We start from the raw sequence: 18,755 nt of genomic DNA, 5'->3' as shown, positions 1-18,755 counted from the left end.
TCATTTCATTAATTGTATTTTTAATCTAAAAAATATTTATCTATATTTACATTAATACTCTTCCCAACTTTACTTTCTCGGAAAAATGGATTACGAATAAGATGTTTACTTAGTATTTTAACATTCTTATCATATATATCATAAAAATTTTCTAAGTATTTATTGCACTCTAATATAATTTCATCTAAAGTATATATTCTTCTAATTAAATCCTTACCATAAAAATTTTCTTCACTCTTTGCATTATTACTATATATAATATCAACTAATATACTTTCGAATTTTTTAATTTTTATTTTTGGAAATTCATCATTATTACACTTTAAAAGAATGTCGACATCTCTTCCAATTTTTATATTAGATTGTATTTCTAATTTTGTACCTTTATTTAATTCTTTTACCAATATATCTCCTTTATGTTTTATAAAATTACATAAAGCTCTAACAGTAAACTTCTTTTTATTATTAAACAAAAATTTGTCTTTGAATTCTTCTAATAAATCACCTAATTCATTTTCTTCTTTTATTTCGGAATTTTTTAAATATTTTATTATATATTTATATGAACACAAATTTTCAGCATTATCAATCCAAAACTCTCCATTTCTTTTTATTTTTTTAGCTTTTTTTCTATCTTCACAAGAAAATTCTAATATATCATATTTATTCCAAACTCTATATAAAAACCATATAACTTGTAGCGAAACATCATAGATTGAATTTAAATTTAAAATTGCATTTTTAATATGTACATATCTAACAAAATTTGAATTTTCATCATTTTTTGAATAGCACTTTTTATTAGAATATTCTAACGATATTCTTGCAATACTTATTAATGAATATAAATTATTCATTTTCTGTACAGCTAATCGTATATCTTTTCCTTTAATGTCAATATAACATTCAGCATCATCTATTCTTTTTTCTGCATATAGATTATAATTAAAGCTCATATTTATCCTCTCCTCTTTCTAAATATATTATAACATATAGCAATTTAGACTATCATACATCTGTATGACCAACAAATAATCCTGATTTTTCTCCACCACAGAATAAATTATCTACTCCTTTTACTTTCATGTCATTTGTTCGTTGTGCAACAGAAAGATATCTTATTGAATTTCCTTTACTGCCTGCATATGGATCAACATATTTTGCTCTTTCTAATCCATGTATTTTTCTTAATTTCTCTAGTGGATAATAGGTAGTCATTAATTTTGCATGTCCAGTGTAAGTAAAAAAACAACCTTTAACCGAGTTTTTAAAGAAAAAACTGTTTCTTTTTTATCATTATATCCTAATAAAACTATAGGTGATAAAATTAAGCTTCTTAGAATTAAAAGTGGTCTTACATACAATCAATTTGCTAAAAAAGCTCAAGTTGCTGTTATGACTGTTTATAGATGGGAAAGTAATGAACGTATTCCTTCTGATAAGTATTTAAATCAATTAATAAATAATTTTAACTTGAATAAAGATTACTTTAATTTAAATGATAAATGATCATAAATATAAAAAGCTAGAAGAATATAACTTCTAGCTTTTTTATTGTATTATAATACTTCTCATTTCTGTCTTTCCATAAAGTTTATCTAAAAAACTCATAACTTTCTCCATAACTATCTATTTATATTCCATATAGTTAAGATAAAACCTATCCAAAATAATCTTTGCTATATTATCAACATCATTTACATTCCATATAGTTAAGATAAAACAATCCTGCATATATAGAATCTCTTCCATCTTTAGCAATTTACATTCCATATAGTTAAGATAAAACGGATCAGGACAAATTAAATCTACTATAAAATTTAAATTTACATTCCATATAGTTAAGATAAAACCTTATAGTAATGCAAATACTGCAAGTCAGATTAATGCATTTACATTCCATATAGTTAAGATAAAACAATACGATTATATATTTATTCAATATGAATCAGACAGATTTACATTCCATATAGTTAAGATAAAACATGTTTATTGTGATGAAGATGTTGCAAATAGTGTAATATTTACATTCCATATAGTTAAGATAAAACTAAAGATAGGAGATAGAGTAAGAGTAACTTACAAACGATTTACATTCCATATAGTTAAGATAAAACCCCAAAAATCTTATATTAAATAACAGCATAAATAAGCCATTCTTTATATTAATATTCTAGCATATTTAACTCTATTTTGCAGTAAACCTTAGATAATAGATTTTAAATATATTTCTAATCCCATTTAAAGCATGTGTTCATAATAGCTAGAAAGTATTTATTAAAAAAATCGATCTACTGCACCTGTGTTTAATCTTTTAAGCTAGGCAACACTACATTCTCTCCATTACTGGCATAATTAAATTTATACGTCTTTATTATTTTATATAACTATAATATATTGATTAATTTTAAAATAACTTATTTATATTTATAGGTACTTTATAACTTCCATTTATGTCCGCAATTTAAGCAAACTACTTTTCCTTTTTTACCACTAAGTCCACCAAGAACTGTTCCTCCTGGACCTAAAAGAACTCCACCAACTATAGCTTTACCTATACTAATTTTTTTACCTTGATAAGTTATTGCTGTACTATGGCACTTAGGGCAATAAGGTATATGATCCCTCTTTAATTGTTTTAATCTATCCTTTTGGTATTGCTTCTCATTTCTTTTTTCTTCTTCCTTGGCTTTTATTTTTTCTTCATATTCTCTTTTAGCTTTTTCATATTCTTGTCTTTCTTTTTCCTTCTTTTCTTCTTTTAGCTTATTTTCCTTTTCAATCTTGGCTAATTCATATTCTTTAGAAACATCATCCCAAACTAATTTTGCTTCTCCATATTCAATATTATCTCTATTCATAATACATTTAATTATTGTTTCATTTAAAAGATTAAACATACCTTCAACATAATCTTTATAGATATTAGTGATTACAATATACTCATCATTTAATCCTATTTCTATTTTTCCAGATAATAAACCTGTTTTAAGTTTTGTAAACTTTATGTCACTGATATTTATATATTTCTTTTTAATATCACCTTTTAATTTTTTATGTAAGAATATTAGTCTACTATTTGTAATAGCAATTATCCATGTATCTCCACATGCAAATCCATCTACTAAATACTTACACACTTCACTTTCATTTAATACGACTTGTAGCTCTTGAATTTCTTTTTTGCTACTATTAAGATAATATGCTCCTAATTTATTTTCTTCTTTTTTATCTTTTATATTATTTAATTTATAATTACCTTTTTCTCTAATTTGTTCTATCTTATCTATTCTACTTTTTGTTTTTTCTGCATATTTTTCATTATGTTCTTTCTGCTTTTCCATAAGTTTATCTAAAAAACTCATAAACTCTCCCCCTAATATGTATTTATCTATATTTTAGCATCTTTCTTTTTGTTATATGTAAACAATTTATTAAGTAGAAATATTTAAGTTTATTTATGTTATAGTATTTTAAAAGAGTTAATTGATTTCCTTATTCTATATAAAAAATGCTAGTATGATAATTCATACTAGCATTTTTTAATCGTAAATAATATGATATAATTTTTCTATTTCTGATATAGACTTTTTATTAACATTTCCATATATATTTTTTTTATCTATTAAATTATATTTATATCCTCCTTTGCTATATAAATTTCCTTCTAATTCATAATCTTGTTTAACATATGGTGAATTAACTCCAAATTTACCTAATGAAACACAATATATTTTTTTTACATTTTCTTTTAAAAGTAAATTTCTAGCGACTTCAAAAGATGTTCCATTAGTTGAATAATCATCAAATATACATACTATTCTATTTTTAAGTTTTCCTTTATATAAGGGATTAATCATTATTGTATTAAAATGTCTGTCACAAGGTATTCTATCATATCCATATATATATGCTTCATGACTCTTCCATGTTTTTGTATGCCTTATAAATATATTGTCTTTTTTTCTTCCATTCATAAGATATCTAGCTTTTTCTTTAAATAAAAGCATTTCTCTGTTCAATTCAGTCCCTGAAGATGGTATTATAGACCAATCCTGTATATTTCTAAATTCTGGTTTATTAACAATCCCAGATAAAAAATGATATAATAATGTACTATAGTATTTATATCCACCTCTCTTTAAATATTCTCTAAACCCATTAATTAATTCGATTTCTTCACTTGAATGTATTCCTATTGTATTTGCACTAGTCAAACTTAATACTTTTGTTTTATTATCAACATCTAACTCATAAAACCAATTTTTTTGATTTAAAATTATTGCTATAACTTTTTTTAAATTTTCAATAGAGCTAATTTTCAATCCATATTTATCAGCTTTTTCTTGTATTTCATTACACCACATAGGAACTATAAAAAAACTTTTATTTGTTGCTGCCATAATTAGATCATAATTTTTATTTCCAATGAAAATTATATTTTCAATATCAATTTCTTTATTCTTAATATTACTCTTTAACAAATCTCTATTTTTAAATTCAATTCCTTTATTTAATAAATCAGCTATTTCTTTTGATCTTCTATAATCTATAGAAGTAAAAATAATATTATTTCCTCTTTCTTTCATTTCAATTAAATATTTTTTTAATTCATTCCTACTATCATTTTTTAAATTCTCATATACATCTATTGAAATAATAAACTGTTTACTCAATTTTATTTCTCCCCTCTTTTATTTAAAACTCCCAATATTATCGAATTAAAAAACTGCTTAATTGTTATATCTTCTTCTTTTAATATTTGCTTAAACATTGAATATGTTTCTTTGTTTACATCAAAACTTACTTTTCCATCATTTTCTTTAAATTCATTAACATCTATATTTGTTTCTTTTAGCAATTCATTTATAAGTAGATTTATTTGCTTACTTTTTAGTTTATTTATTAATCTTTTATCATATTTTAATTTGTAGTCTAATTGTTTTAAAATTTTTACATAATCATCATCTCCATTTATAGCTATTGCTTTCTTGCTATTTAATAATTCTAAATTTAGTCCAGATTCAAAAGAAAATTTATTAAAAACTGGAACAAATATTTTTTTATTTTGTTCAATAGCAAAGTCTATTGTATACCTTGTTCCACTTTTTTCTTTTGCTTCTATCATTAAGACTCCAGCTGCAAGACCACTTACAATTCTATTTCTATGTACAAATCTAAATTTATCTACTTTTGTACCAACAGGATATTCTGAAATTAAAGTTCCTCCACTTTGTACAATTTCTTCAGCTAACTTAGTATGGTCTTTAGGATATATAATATCTAATCCATGTGCTAAAACAGCTATAGTTCTACCATTATTATTTAAACAAGACTCATGTGATATGCTATCTATACCATAAGCTAAACCACTAATTATTGTGAATTTTTCTCTAACTAAATTTGATATAACTGATTTTGTAGTTTTTATTCCATAATTAGTAGGATTTCGTGTACCAATACATGCAATTGATTTATCGTCCTCCTTTAAAATATTTCTACCCTTTATATATAATATAGCTGGAGGATTTTTAATTAATTTTAATCTTCTAGGATAATTTTTACTAATAAATATTATTGTCTTTATACCTAATACTTTATTTTTTTTAATAATATTTTCCGCTTTATTTAAAGCATTTTTTAAAAAAATCTTATCATCAAATTTTTGTATATATTTACCTAAATGTATATTATATTTAAACTCTATTTCTAATATATTTCCATTATCAAAAATATTAACCAATTGCTTATATGATAAGACTTCCATTATTTTTATTATAATATCATTACTTATTCCCATAAGCTGTAATGCTATATAATACTTCTTCATTTATACCCTCCCCTTAACATAAATTTATTTCCTTCTTTATTTAAATATACACAATTTAACAAAAAAAATAAAGGGAGTAGGATTTCTCCAACTCCCTAAATAATTATACTTCTCTTATATATTTAGCATATATAAATCCACCATGAGCTCCATAGTCTGTACTCCACCAATCTCCAACTTTATTGCAAAGTTTAAACTTATCTCCTTTATTTACTTGTCCAATTATTTTAGAGTTTAAACTAGCTCCTGCTCTTACATTTACATCATCACCAGTCACTATACCATATCCACTATTTCCAGTTGAACTATTTTCTCCAACTACTTTTACATAATCAGCAGATAAAAAACCACCATGAGCTCCATAATCAGTTGAATACCAATTTCCAACCTTACAATCTAATCCAACTTTTTGACCTTTCTTTAATTGTCCAACTATTTTATAACCTGTTCCTGCTCCTGCTCTTACATTTAATACATCACAAGTAACTACTAAGTATTTCTTATTATCTCCTTTTGGAGTATGATGTACATCATAATTTCCATCAGGAATTTTAGAGGGTTTGAAGTTATTTGTGTTATTTAAACCTTTCTTTCTTATAATACCTATTAGGTCCATTAACATTCTATTCATATCAACGGAATTTCCACTTATACCGTCAACATTACCTTTTTCATTGTATTGCCATATTCCTAAGTTTCCACCTCTATTTAATCTTGAATTATACCAAGCATACCATAGTGTATATCTTTCTAATTCATTATGATAAAATTTAGTTAAAATGAAATCTTGATTTGAATAATTTATAGCATAAAAGCCATTAGATTCTACTACACTACAAAATGATTTAACAAGATCTGTTGCTAATCTTTTAGTTACATTAACTCCACAATCTTTTTCAGCATATCTTATACTGTCATACTCAAAATCATAGCAAACTGGTAATTCAACTTTATATCCTTTTATAGCTTGTAAACAATATTCAGCTTCTCTTTTTGCTTCATTAGTATTTGTTGCATAGCTAAACCAATACACTCCAACTGGAATATCTAATCTATTGCATTCCTTTATATTTCTTATAAATTGCCTATCTATATGATTTTTACCATATCCTGCCCTTAATATAGCAAATTGTATTCCATTATTCTTAACCTTTTCCCAGTTTATTCTACCTTGGTGTTCACTGACATCTATTCCTTTTAACATTTTACATTACCTCACTTTTTTATAAATTTATATATATTAGGCTTTGTTTTAAACCAATGTTGATATTAGATAATTAAAAAGTGGATATGCAATGCATATCCACTTTTTTTCATATTAATATTCAAATTCAATCTATTTTTTTTTCTTTTCATCATCTAAAACTATACCAATAGCAACACCTAAGCATAAACCTATTGGTATTTGATTAAATGCCACACCGATACCTACTCCTAACGCTATAAACATTGGTAAATAATAACTATTATCCTTTTTATCATTGTTTTCACTCATAAATTTCATCCTCCATAATTTACAACTATTATCTTATTATACATAATTTATATAAATATCGGTTGATATATTAAAAAAAGAACAAAGACTATTGTCCTTGTTCTTCCTTTGGTACATAGTTTGAAATAGCATTTAATTTGTTTTCTAGATCTAAATTTTTAGCTTTTAATTCTTCATTTTCAGATTGAAGTTTTCTTAAAATTTCAGAATTATCTAAAACTGATTGTTTACCTTGATTAATTTCTCCAGCTACTGCCTGCCTTAAATCAGCAACATCATTTTCTGATAGTTCAGGAAATCTTTTTAACAATCTTCTATCAAATTCATCAGCTTTAGAACCTAATTTTTTCTTTATATTTTCTTCGATTCTAAAATCTTCTTCTATTACATTCCATACTTTTTTAGCTGTATCAAAGTATTCTTTATTTTTTAATATTTCTTCTTCTACGCCTGTTTTCTTTAATTTTGCTTCTACTAATTTTACTAAGATCTTAATAAGTTCTTTTATCATTTAAATTCCTTCTTTCTTTTTATTTATAAAAAGAAAGCATAAATAAAATTATTTATGCTCTTCTTTATCTTCTCTTAATTGTATTAATGCATTTTTTAATTTTTGAGGTACTGGCGCTCCTAATTCTGATGCATTTTCCATAATACTTATCCCTTCATTTGCTATGTAAAAGTAGCAAACAAGACTTCTAAATACCCAATTGCCTGTATTTAAAAGTCTATCTAACATTACTGCTACAATAAGTATCGCAAATATAACACATTTTCTTGCTATGCCTTTAAGTCCTACATTACTACTTAAATCTTTATTTACATATCCTTTTGTAAGTCCTGTTAAATAATCAATTACCATGAATATTATCAAAACAATTAGTGGCGTATCCCATGCTCCAAAGAGCCATGTGAATAAAACTCCTAATACTGCTACAAAAATTTTTAATTGATTTAAAACATTATCCATTAATTTATCCTTTCTTTCTGTCTAATTTTTTGTAAATAAAAAAGACTAGAATTAACTAGCCTTTTCAACTTTTTCTAATCTATCTCTTTCATAACCTACTTGTTTTGCAGTTATTGTCCAATCAAAAAGAGTATTTGGTGTGCCTCTAACTCTAAAGTACTTCTCTGTTTTTTCTACAACTCTAACATATGTTAACTTGCCATTTGATGCGAATTCCCCTATTGGAGTTACATCTACTTTGTATCTATATCTTGTATTTACAGTTAATAAGAATTTATTATCAAACCATATTATACAATCACCATTAGCATCAGTTCTATCTTGCTCTATTCTACAATCTGTAAACCAACATTCTGTACTTTATAATGCATTTAACGCTAAGTTTCCAATTGATGTTTCTACAACTCTATTTTTCTTCCCGCTAACTGTTAAGTTACCTTGTATTCCCATGCTAACTCCTCCAGCTGTCCAAATAGTACTTTCATCAGCTTTAACCCAAAAATATGATTTACCTTTACCATTTCCTAAACTAAAACCATCTGGGAAAAATTCAGCATAGTAATATTTCTGATCCCATTTACTAAACCCAACTCTACTAGAACCCAAATTAGCTATGGTAGCTTTAGAATCTTTATCAAAAACATTTAAACCATGTTTAGTTTCTATACAAAAAGTATCGGAAGTACTTTCATAAATGCTATTTATTTTTTTAGAACTTAAATACATTAAACAACCATTTAAGTTTATATCTTCAAATAAAGTTATAGGACATGCTGCCTTATATTTATCAAATCCAATATAAGAAATATATGTATCTCCTTGTTTATATACTATATCAAACATAGAATTTTCTTCATGCCCTATGGCTAATCCTGGTTTATTTACATCACCATTTGATCTAGTAGAATATAATTTTCCAACAGGTTCTTTTCTTTCACTACCTTCCCAATCATAAAAAAGTATATTGTTACTTTCTATTTCTATTGCTTTTAATCCTGTTTTACTAGCAAATGTTGTTAAACCATTTATTTTTATTCTTGATGCATCTATTTTTATTTCTTCTGCACTTTGATTAATAGCACTAATTATATTATCTTTATCTGTTTTTTTAGACACTTCTGTTTTAATTCCATTTAGATCTACAGTAATTTGAGATTTAACACTAGCAACTGCACTATTTGTATAATCTTTAGCATTATTTAGTTGAGTATTTGCATATTGTTTACTTAGATTAACAGCTTCTGCTTTTGCTGCATCCGCTTTAGCGATAGCAGTATTTAAATTATCTTTAGCTTGTTGTATTCTTTTTTGTTCTTCTGCCGTTATCTTACCATCAGCATTTGCTATTGCATTAGCTTGTGCTAAATTTGCTTTCGCTACTGCAACTTCATCTGCATATTTTTTAGATGTATCTATTGCTGAATTTACTCTGTTCAATAAATCATTTTTAGTTTCATTTAAAGAATTTGAAACACTATTTGTTTTTAAACTTACTGCTTCTACACTAGCTTGTAAACTGTCTTTAGTTTGTTTTAAATTACTTTCTACATTAGATATTTTAGTTGTTACTGTTGTTATATTATCCTTTATTTCTTGTTGCAAATCCTCTGGAGCTGGTGTCCAATCTGTAGCTTTATTTCCTTCTTCAAATTTAAAGCCATCAAAACACATCCAAGCATAACTTATACTAAAAAAACCAGTTCTTATTAATATTTTAGTTGTTCCTTTTGGGAAAGTAAAAGTTTGAGAATATCTTCTTCTCACTTTGTCACTAATAGTTGGGTGATTTATTCTGATTGGAATATTTGCACCATCTGTAATTGCCCATATATAAGATGAAGATGCGTCTTGATTTTTAAATCCACCAGCACCCCAATAATCAAAAGATAAAGTATAATCTGTGTTTTCTTTTACAGAACAACCCAAACCTATGCTGGTATAACTATCTCCTACTTTATCTCCATTATTATTTATAAATAATAATCTTCCATTATAATTAGAGTGTACGCCTTCATTCTCTTCTCTTAACCACCCAATTAACGTTGGAGTTGTGTCTGTAAATTCCGTATCTTTTAAAAAATTTGAATTTCCTAATAAATTTCTTCCACCTATAGTAATATTTTGAATACTTTTATCTATATCTGATTGACTTACTTTAGTTGATATTTGATTTTTGAGTATATTAATACTACTTTCTGCATTACTAACTCTTGTGTTTACTGTTGTTATTTGTGCATTAGTATAAGTCTTAGCATTATTTAAAGCTTCATTTGATTTACTTGTAGAAACCGAATCTGCATGAGAATTAGCTGAATCTATTGCTTGTTGTTTAGCTATATTAGCCTTTGCAGTTGCTACTGAATCAGCATGAGAATTAGAAGTATTAATAGCATCTGTTTTAGCTTTATTTATCTTAGTGCTTAAATCGTTAGTTGTATTAGTTAAATTAGTTGTTATAATTTGTGTAGTACTATTTAAACTATTTACACTAGCTTGTAAGCTATCTTTAGTTTGTTTTAAATTACTTTCTACTGTATTTATTTTATCTGTAACTACTTTAATATTATCTGTTATAACTTTAGTTGTATCTTCTGGTGCTGGTGACCATCCCGTATTGAATTGTCCTTTTTCAATCTTTGCATTCCAAAAATAATGTGTAGATCCATTTTTGTTAACATCTAATCTTAATGTGTATTCCCCTGTAATAGTTGGAATAAATGTATAAGTCTTAGCTCTTATATATATTATGTGAGTGTAAGAATTATCTAATAATAAATAAGCTTCTACACTATCTCCACTACTTCCCCAATTAATACAATCTGTTTCAATTGAAAAAGTATATTTTTTTCCTGATATTAAATTTACAGTTGCACTCGGAATTGAAATATAATTATCATCTCTATTTGCAGTAATTTTATATTTATTACCTTCTGTATATTTGCTAAAACCTATTAATAAATTTCTACCACCTATTTGAATATTCTCAATACTTTTATCTATATCAACTTGACCTACTTTAGTATTTATTTGTTCTTTAAGTATATTAATTTCTGATGTAGCTTTACTTAAATTACTATTTGTTGTTGTTATTTGAGCTGTAGTATATGCCTTAGCACTATTTAATGCACTATTGGCTTTATTAGTAGCATCTGTACTCGCATTATTAATAGCTTCTTGTTTTTTAGCATCTGCATAAGATTTAGCGTTATTTAAACTTGAATTTATTTTACTTACTAAATCACTATTTAAATTATTAATATTACTATTTATAGTAGATGTAGATTTAACAAATGTTTGATTATCTACTTTTAACTTAATAGCATTATCTAAAGCTTGTATTGTAGCTTTTTGACTAGATAATTCTTTTCCATGCTCTGTAATAGTATTATTTTGTGTAGACAACTCTATATCTAAAGTTCTATCTCCTATTTGTACTCTAGTTCCTTTTATTGTTTCAGTTGCTCCATTTACTTCTCTTACTAAACTATTTTTATCAAATTTTTTAGCATCCAAAGAATTATCAGCTATTTTCCCAAAACCTTCTGTTATTCCTTCTTTAGTAAGTCCATCTTGATTTAACAAAATAGTTTTACCATCTGCACCTCTAAGAATTAAACTAGAGTTATTATTATCATCTACACCTAACATAACCCTCTCAAAAAGTTTACCATTTTTATTATCAAATACCTGTAACTTATTGCCTTGTAATCTTAATCTGCCATTAGGTCCTAATATACTTACTAAACTTGTATCTATAGTTCCAAATCTTAATTTATTACCACTAAGTGAACTAATTTCTGCATCACCTATTGCACCTTCTGCAATTATTCCACTACCTGCAGTTATTGCTCCTGCTTGAAAATTCTTTGCTGTAAGATTACCTGCTAGTTGATTTTCAACACTAATTGTTTTAGCTTCTAAAGTATTTATTTTAGCTCCTTGTGCATTAAGTAAATTTATATCTGCCTTAGAAACAAGCATAGTTTGAATTTCTGCTTTTGTTGCATTAAACTCTACTGTACTAATTTTATTAGACTGTAGTTCTTTAATATTTGCTTTTAAAGCTGTTAAATCTTGTGTATATAAATTATTTATTCTAGCATCTATTGCATTTAAAGAATCTATATCAGCCTTTTCTATTAATGCTTTCTTTATATTTGCCTGTTCAATCGAATAGTTTTCAATAGCTTGTGTTATAGAACCTTTACTATCAAATTTATCAGAGCTCTCTGTTTTACCAGTTGCTTTTAATTCACTTGTAATTCCACCACTATAAGTAAGTTTATGATTCATAATTAAAGTGTTATATTCCTTGCTATCTATTCCAACTATAGTAACTCTATCTCCAGCTTGAACTGCTGGATTACCTTGCCAACTTAAAGTATATGGTCTATAAGTAAAATCTTTAAACTTATTATAAAGGTCATTCACAATACTTTCTGTAATTACTGGATTATCAATTATTATTTCTGTATTAGCACCTTTACTAAAAGTCTTTTCTCCTTTTTTAGCTGTTATCTTTCCTATAATATAATCTTTATCATTTGTTTCAAATTTAAAGAATATATCTGGTGTTATTCTTAAATCTGTATCTTCATAAGATAATATCTCTAACTCTCCAAGTCTATTAAATCTAGCAAAACACCCTGCAAGTGTTGCAATAATTCCTATTGCTTGCCTAAAACTATACCCCTTTATTTCATCTATAGAATAGTTAGGTAATATAGAATTACAAGTTATTTTAGCTTTAGTACATATTTCTTTTAATACTTCATTTAGATTAGCTGGATAACTTAAATCAGAGAAATAAGCTCTTTCTAAATTAAACATATTATCTACACATTGTAACTTAACTTTTTTATCCTTTTTAGATACTTCATCAACAATAAATACGCCTAATGGAATATATTCTATTTCATTATCAATTTCTAAACCTATATATGGTTTAACAACTGCATTTTCAAAAATATCATCAACATTAATTAAATTTATTTCAAACGTATTAGAAACAACAGATCCTAGTGAAAAGTTATCTCCTGGATTAACACTTTCATTTAGGCTCATATCAATAATATTATCATCATTATATTCTTTATCTCTTATTAATACTTTACTTACAAACTTTCTTCCACCAAGCTTATTTATCTCTTTTAGAAAAGCATTTGTTGTCTTAATCAATGTCTAACCTCCTTTCCTAAAAATTAATTTAAATCTATTCTTCTATCATAAAATCAATGCACATCATTTCACTTGCAGTCATATCATAACCATTTAATAATTCTAATTTAAATTTGTGTACATCAACATCAACTTCTATATCTTGTAACTCTTTCATATCTTTTTCCCAATTTTCTTTTTCATCTTCTTTTATAACATAGTTACCATTTTCTATTTTTAAATTACCTTCTTCGTCTTTTTCACAATATTTTTCTACTATCTTTTCTCTTTCATTGTTATAATGCTTTAACTCACTTTCTATCTTGCCAATATTTTTACCTATTGCATAGCTGACCTTAACAGGTAAACTCTTTCTACTAACTTCTCCTAGCATTCCTACTTTTTCTAATATTTCTTTATTTGTTAACTTTGACATCTTTAAATCCTTCTTTCTTAATTTTATTTAATATAAAAAGAGCCTACATAATGTAAGCTCTTAAACTAAAATACAAAACAATTTAAACCTTTTGCTACTTCATTTGCTTTTGTTCTAAATTTTTGTACTTCTGCTGCAACTAAAGTAGAATTAGCTAAAAATAATTCTTTATTTATTACATATGTTTGTATATTAGCAACTCCATTTTCTACTAAACTACAATTCATATTCATAACTTGTTGATTCATTCCATCCTTTTCTACTTCAACTACTCCATTTAAATTTGTAGTTTCATTTATTGTACTTGTTACCTTTACTTCATTTGTCATTTTTAATTCCTTCTTTCTATTTTTCTATTAAATTAAAAGATAGGCACTGCCACATATTGCTTTCAAAATCAAAAGCTGGTGCTGACCTATCTCCTGTATAAAATGTTTTTGTTATTTGTCCATCCTTTGGATCTGGATAATAAACTGAAAAATATACATCACTCACTGCATTTAATATTTCTCTTATTTCACTTTCTGTTAATGGACCCCATTCTATTTCTAATTTTCTTGTAACTCTTAACCTATCTCTAAGCATTACGCCTTTTGCATTTCTATTACTATTTTCCCCATCTAAATCCATTATGTTTACTTTAAAACTTTTAGGAGCAACAACTGTTACCCCATTAATTACTAAACTTATTATTGCCACCCCCTAAAGTATCAATAATTGCTTTCCAGAGATTTTATTTAATTTATTTATAGTCTTTATAGCAATTCTTCCAAATTCATTTTCTCCAACTTTTAAAACTATATCTCCCATATCTCTGTCACTATTTCCATTATATTTATCTTCTTTATCTTCTTTGCTCTCTTTTATAGCTTCAATAATTGCTTCTTTTAATTTTTCTAAGTAATTAGGATCATTAGTATTTGTATTATCTACATTAGAGCTTTGTCCAAGCATAGTTAAATTTGGTTGTTGTAATAAACTGCTTGAAGTTGCTAATATATTATTTATTCTTTCAGTTAATTTATTTGCTAATAAATCTAATCCACCTGTATTATTTTCTAAAGGTACTACAGCTTCTGTTCCTGCTTCTCCTACTACTGCTTGTGTGGGCTTATCTACAATACCACCTTTTGCTAAGTAAGGCATATGTGGAATACTAGGACCAAAATGTCGGCCTCCAAACATAGGTACCCAACTTGGAACATCAAAACTAATAGAGTTAATTCCACTTATTGCTCCATTAACTATTCCTATTACAGCATTAAGTGGTGCCTTTGCAATTCCTCCTAAAGATTGGAACGCTCCTCTAAATATTTCTTTAACTCCATTCCATGCCCTTCTCCAGTTTCCTGTAAATACACCAGAAACAAAATCTATAATTCCTCCAAAGATACGTTTTACTCCACCAAATATATTGTGTACATTTCTCAAAAATGCATTTAATAGGTTTCCTAATATTCCAAAACTCTTAGACCAATCTCTTTGGAATACTCCTTGTAACCAATTTTTGAAAGTATTAAATACATCCTTTATCTTACCCCATACTTCTATAGCTTTAGCCTTAACAACATCCCAATGTTTATATAAAAGAACTCCTGTAGCTATGATAGCTGTTATTGCTAATATAGCTATACCTATTGGACTTGTTAAGAAAGCTATTGCAGCTCCTAAAGCAGTAGTAACAGTTGTTGCTATTACACAAACTGCATTCCAAGCCACAGTTGCAGCAGTCATTACACCTTGTGCTGTTGCATCTGCTATTTTTAAACCAGTATTTATTACAAATTGTCCTGCTTGTTTTATTAATTCTAATGTTCCCTTTCCTAATGAAACAATAAAATCTTTGGCATACATTAAAGTTAACTTCATTGTTTCAATTCTATCTGCTATTTTAGTTAAAGTGCATTCTTTTAATGCTCTTCCTATATTGCCTAGAACTCCTACAACACCACCAGCCTGTTGAATAAATGCCATTAGTTTTGCTACTTTCCAAGCTGCAAAAAATGCTGTTACTGTTATTATCATAATGTCTAGTACAGGTTTACCACTTCCCAATAACCATCCTATTAAATTACTAAATGCATCAAAAATAGTTCCTACTACATCTGCTACTTTTGCGATAACTGGTGCTATATTATTTATAAACCAATTGACCATAGGAACAACAAATTGAGTATAAATATATCCAGCTAATTCAAATACTTTTGCTCCTAATCTTATAAATCCTTGAAATAAATGACTTCCACCATGATCCCAAACATAAACTAATTTTTGAGTTAAGTTTTCAAGTACTTTAGATGTTGAATGAAGTATTGACATGAAAGTTTTTGCAACTCCTGGACCAACTTCTCCCCAAACTTGCCTTAAAGAATCTCCCATATGTTTAATTAATGTTAAAACATTTAAAAAGGCATTAGCTAAACCTTGTACTATAGCAGTTCCTATGCCTCCTGCATTCCAAGCATTAGCAAAAGTAATACCTATATCACCTATAATATTAAATATGTTTTGTAGAATCTGTAGAATAACAACAAGTATTGCTTCACCAGTTCCATTAGTCCATACTTCTAAAAAGCTATGCCCTATAGATCTTATTAACTCCCAAATCCCATGTAATGCATATTTAATACTTGCAATAGTTGCAGCACCTTCTCTTGCCCATGCAGCTTTAAAAGGTTGAAATATTCTAGATATAATATCTTTTAATTTTTTTACCATTCCATTTATTTTTTGCATTGCTGCACTTGTAGGTCCTAAATCTACATTAGGAGCAACCATTGGTATTGGGTCAATTCCCCCTCCACCACCTTTAGGTGCTTTTGGAGCTTTATCTTTTGGGTCTTTTGGCATACTTAATTTATTTATTTCATCAAATCCAGCTAAAGCACCTTTTATTTTTTTAGCTGCTTTTTCGGTACTATCGCCTACTCCTTTTACTGCTCCACCAGTTTTCTTACCTTGCTTCTCCATGTTTTTCATTGCTGCTATTGAAGCATTCATATGTTTTGCTGCTCCAAAACTAGCTTGATATGTTTTACCAAACAACGCACTTACAAATGCTGCAATATATGCTGTTACAGTTGCTAATGCACTCATTAATGCATTAAGTGCTGGTAATACTGCTTGATAAATAGGCATAAAAGCAACCATAAGATTAGTTCTAATCTGTTCTAAACTATTTGCAAATTGTGCATTGGTCATTAAAGCACTTCCAACATATCCTGCAACCGCACTTATACCCTTCATTACAATAGGGAAAACCATTCCCCACATAAACATACTTCTTATAAACATTCTTGTTACACTTCTTGCACTATTCATGTTATTTCTATATTGTCTTGTTGTATTATTGGCATTTCTTAAGCTTCTACTAGCATTATTAGCAGCACTTGATGTTCTCTTTATACTTTCATTAGCTTGGTTTACTCCACTACTAGAGCTTTTAGCAGCATTACTTAATCTTTCAAACTCTGCATCCAAATCAGCTAATTTAAATCCTGCCTTATCACTTTTACTTATAAGTTTATTTATAGTAGCTTCTGTTTTTAGTATTTGTTCTTCTATTTTATTTTTTCTTGCTTGATTAAATGTAGAGTTATAAGCTTCTCTTAATCCTGCTAACTTTTCTTGTTGTTGTTCTATTCTTCTATTAGTTATATCTAAACTACTAGATAAGTTATCTATCTGTGCTTTAATACTTTCTAAGTTAACAGTATTAGTTTTAGGTGGACCTCTCGAACTAACTGTCTTTGCAGTAGTTTGATTAGGCATTACAATATTTTTTACAGGTTCAAAGTTTAAAGGTAATTTAATCTTTTTGGCATTGGCCATAATACTTCTTATAGCATCTAAAGCTCTTTCCTTAATCTCTTCAATAGTTTTTAATATACTTTGCTTATTCTTTTCAACATTAGATTTTATTGTTTCATTTATAGAATTAAAAGACCTATTTAAAGATTCTGAAATTCCTTTAGTCATAGAGCTAAAATCAAACTTGCCTGTAATTCCTTCTAAAGTTTTACTTATTTGACTTCCTATCTTAGATGCCATATGCTCTATTTGTTTTTCTATATCGTCCCCTTGTATCTCCAAATCAAGGCCAATCTTACCTACGCTATCGTTATCTGCCACTAACTTCACCTGCCTTTCATCTAAAATAAAACAAGCACCTAGATTTAACTAAATGCTTGTTTGAATAATTCTTGTATTTCTTTTATTTGCTGTTCTTTTTCTTCATCTGTCATTTCTTCTAATTGTTTGTTTCTCCACTCGTTCCTAATTTTATGTTGTTCTTTAGTAAAGTTCTTTAGTATTTCTTCATCTTCTTCACTTCTTATAGAAATAATTTGACCAAGTGGAGTTTTAGGCATTATTCCACTAAGTAAAGTACAAAACTCATCCCAACTCATATCTGGTTCATTCCTAAGTCTTATACCATATTGAGCTGTAAAGGAAGCATCTATAAGCTCCCAATCTTCAATTAAATCATACCATTGGTTATTTTTCTTCTTGAAATCGCTCCATTTCTTTTTTACCCATTTCCTCAATTTCTTCAAGTTCTACGTTTGATATTCCAGCCATTATAGTATTAACTATTAAGTTATACCCTTCTAGGCTTAAATCTAAGCTTTCTATATAATCAAAAGCTTCTTTTCCTAAAGATGCTTTAATTATTTCATCTAAAGCTTCAAACTCATTTATTTCTTTATCTTTGCTTTTATTTTTCTTATTATTAGAAAATAAAGATTGAATATAAACTGCATTGTTTTTACTGTTATTTATTTTATACTCATGTTCTTCATCTATTTTTACTGTTGGTCTTACATTAACCAATTTATCCATTATGTTATATACTTTTGCCATTGTC

16 protein-coding genes, 1 pseudogene and 1 CRISPR repeat array are annotated in these 18,755 nt (G+C 27.0%); of the genes and pseudogenes, 1 reads left to right on the top strand and 16 read right to left on the bottom strand.

All coding sequences use genetic code 11. From position 1 onward, the window contains the following. Window positions 1-20 precede the first annotated feature (20 nt). Window positions 21-956: a hypothetical protein gene (locus J2Z53_RS07225; RefSeq protein ID WP_209796770.1), complete on the bottom strand. Its 936-nt coding sequence runs from the start codon at window positions 954-956 to the stop codon at window positions 21-23. Window positions 957-1,014: 58 nt separating this feature from the next. Continuing rightward, window positions 1,015-1,236: pseudogene (locus tag J2Z53_RS07220) on the bottom strand (FAD-dependent oxidoreductase); the annotation flags it as partial. On the opposite strand from J2Z53_RS07220, the gene J2Z53_RS07215 reads away from it, so the two are divergent. Further along, a complete protein-coding gene (locus J2Z53_RS07215; protein WP_209796769.1) occupies window positions 1,228-1,509 on the top strand; it encodes a helix-turn-helix domain-containing protein in 282 nt (93 codons plus the stop codon). The pseudogene J2Z53_RS07220 and the gene J2Z53_RS07215 sit on opposite strands and share 9 nt — an antisense overlap. Before the next feature lie 122 nt (window positions 1,510-1,631). Continuing rightward, window positions 1,632-2,117: a CRISPR direct-repeat array (repeat unit 29 nt; unit sequence ATTTACATTCCATATAGTTAAGATAAAAC). A 321-nt stretch (window positions 2,118-2,438) separates the two neighbouring features. On the opposite strand, the gene J2Z53_RS07210 is transcribed toward J2Z53_RS07215, so the two are convergent. The 14 genes from J2Z53_RS07210 to J2Z53_RS07145 all read right to left on the bottom strand — a co-directional run bounded on the left by J2Z53_RS07210 (window position 2,439) and on the right by J2Z53_RS07145 (window position 18,751). Continuing rightward, window positions 2,439-3,365: a PH domain-containing protein gene (locus J2Z53_RS07210; protein WP_209796768.1), complete on the bottom strand. Its 927-nt coding sequence runs from the start codon at window positions 3,363-3,365 to the stop codon at window positions 2,439-2,441. 177 nt (window positions 3,366-3,542) lie between these two features. Continuing rightward, entirely contained in the window at window positions 3,543-4,676 is a 1,134-nt protein-coding gene (locus tag J2Z53_RS07205) for a phosphoribosyltransferase (RefSeq protein WP_209796767.1), read from the bottom strand. Between the two features lie 2 nt (window positions 4,677-4,678). Next, on the bottom strand, window positions 4,679-5,830 hold the full coding sequence (dprA, locus tag J2Z53_RS07200; RefSeq protein WP_209796766.1) for a DNA-processing protein DprA: 1,152 nt from the start codon (window positions 5,828-5,830) through the stop codon (window positions 4,679-4,681). Between the two features lie 103 nt (window positions 5,831-5,933). Then, window positions 5,934-7,034 (bottom strand): GH25 family lysozyme, encoded by a 1,101-nt coding sequence (locus J2Z53_RS07195; RefSeq protein WP_209796765.1) that lies wholly within the window; start codon window positions 7,032-7,034, stop codon window positions 5,934-5,936. Between the two features lie 132 nt (window positions 7,035-7,166). Beyond that, window positions 7,167-7,325 (bottom strand): hypothetical protein, encoded by a 159-nt coding sequence (locus tag J2Z53_RS07190; protein ID WP_209796764.1) that lies wholly within the window; start codon window positions 7,323-7,325, stop codon window positions 7,167-7,169. 88 nt (window positions 7,326-7,413) lie between these two features. Beyond that, a complete protein-coding gene (locus J2Z53_RS07185; protein WP_209796763.1) occupies window positions 7,414-7,836 on the bottom strand; it encodes a hypothetical protein in 423 nt (140 codons plus the stop codon). A gap of 48 nt (window positions 7,837-7,884) precedes the next feature. Beyond that, the gene (locus J2Z53_RS07180) at window positions 7,885-8,295 is read right to left on the bottom strand and encodes a phage holin family protein (protein WP_209796762.1); all 411 of its coding nucleotides are present in this window, start codon (window positions 8,293-8,295) and stop codon (window positions 7,885-7,887) included. Window positions 8,296-8,655: 360 nt separating this feature from the next. Then, window positions 8,656-13,473 carry a hypothetical protein gene (locus J2Z53_RS07175; RefSeq protein WP_209796761.1) on the bottom strand — a complete coding sequence of 1,606 codons (4,818 nt, stop codon included), beginning with the start codon at window positions 13,471-13,473 and terminating at the stop codon, window positions 8,656-8,658. A 34-nt stretch (window positions 13,474-13,507) separates the two neighbouring features. Then, the gene (locus J2Z53_RS07170) at window positions 13,508-13,888 is read right to left on the bottom strand and encodes a hypothetical protein (RefSeq protein ID WP_209796760.1); all 381 of its coding nucleotides are present in this window, start codon (window positions 13,886-13,888) and stop codon (window positions 13,508-13,510) included. 65 nt (window positions 13,889-13,953) lie between these two features. Next, on the bottom strand, window positions 13,954-14,217 hold the full coding sequence (locus tag J2Z53_RS07165) for a hypothetical protein (protein WP_209796759.1): 264 nt from the start codon (window positions 14,215-14,217) through the stop codon (window positions 13,954-13,956). A gap of 16 nt (window positions 14,218-14,233) precedes the next feature. Beyond that, window positions 14,234-14,587, bottom strand: coding sequence for a DUF6711 family protein (locus J2Z53_RS07160; RefSeq protein ID WP_327786703.1), 354 nt, complete (start codon window positions 14,585-14,587; stop codon window positions 14,234-14,236). A 3-nt stretch (window positions 14,588-14,590) separates the two neighbouring features. After that, the gene (locus tag J2Z53_RS07155) at window positions 14,591-18,019 is read right to left on the bottom strand and encodes a hypothetical protein (RefSeq protein ID WP_209796758.1); all 3,429 of its coding nucleotides are present in this window, start codon (window positions 18,017-18,019) and stop codon (window positions 14,591-14,593) included. 44 nt (window positions 18,020-18,063) lie between these two features. Continuing rightward, the gene (locus J2Z53_RS07150; protein WP_209796757.1) at window positions 18,064-18,435 is read right to left on the bottom strand and encodes a Gp15 family bacteriophage protein; all 372 of its coding nucleotides are present in this window, start codon (window positions 18,433-18,435) and stop codon (window positions 18,064-18,066) included. After that, complete coding sequence (locus J2Z53_RS07145) at window positions 18,386-18,751, bottom strand: hypothetical protein (protein WP_209796756.1); 366 nt, start codon at window positions 18,749-18,751, stop codon at window positions 18,386-18,388. Before J2Z53_RS07145 ends, J2Z53_RS07150 begins: the two co-directional genes overlap by 50 nt. Window positions 18,752-18,755: the final 4 nt, after the last annotated feature.

It is taken from the genome of Clostridium moniliforme, from assembly GCF_017873235.1.
Classification (GTDB): domain Bacteria; phylum Bacillota; class Clostridia; order Clostridiales; family Clostridiaceae; genus Clostridium; species Clostridium moniliforme.
The sequence above is the reverse complement of the archived record's forward strand: the minus strand, read 5'-3'. Positions and strand labels throughout refer to the sequence as shown.

Excerpts from the sequence above, each read along its gene's own strand:
- J2Z53_RS07185 (WP_209796763.1), bottom strand. The coding sequence starts at position 7,836 with ATGATAAAAGAACTTATTAAGATCTTAGTAAAATTAGTAGAAGCAAAA.
- J2Z53_RS07165 (WP_209796759.1), bottom strand. The coding sequence starts at position 14,217 with ATGACAAATGAAGTAAAGGTAACAAGTACAATAAATGAAACTACAAAT.
- J2Z53_RS07145 (WP_209796756.1), bottom strand. The coding sequence starts at position 18,751 with ATGGCAAAAGTATATAACATAATGGATAAATTGGTTAATGTAAGACCA.
- J2Z53_RS07215 (WP_209796769.1), top strand. The coding sequence starts at position 1,228 with ATGTCCAGTGTAAGTAAAAAAACAACCTTTAACCGAGTTTTTAAAGAA.
- dprA (WP_209796766.1), bottom strand. The coding sequence starts at position 5,830 with ATGAAGAAGTATTATATAGCATTACAGCTTATGGGAATAAGTAATGAT.
- J2Z53_RS07170 (WP_209796760.1), bottom strand. The coding sequence starts at position 13,888 with ATGTCAAAGTTAACAAATAAAGAAATATTAGAAAAAGTAGGAATGCTA.
- J2Z53_RS07190 (WP_209796764.1), bottom strand. The coding sequence starts at position 7,325 with ATGAGTGAAAACAATGATAAAAAGGATAATAGTTATTATTTACCAATG.
- J2Z53_RS07225 (WP_209796770.1), bottom strand. The coding sequence starts at position 956 with ATGAGCTTTAATTATAATCTATATGCAGAAAAAAGAATAGATGATGCT.
- J2Z53_RS07180 (WP_209796762.1), bottom strand. The coding sequence starts at position 8,295 with ATGGATAATGTTTTAAATCAATTAAAAATTTTTGTAGCAGTATTAGGA.
- J2Z53_RS07210 (WP_209796768.1), bottom strand. The coding sequence starts at position 3,365 with ATGAGTTTTTTAGATAAACTTATGGAAAAGCAGAAAGAACATAATGAA.
- J2Z53_RS07195 (WP_209796765.1), bottom strand. The coding sequence starts at position 7,034 with ATGTTAAAAGGAATAGATGTCAGTGAACACCAAGGTAGAATAAACTGG.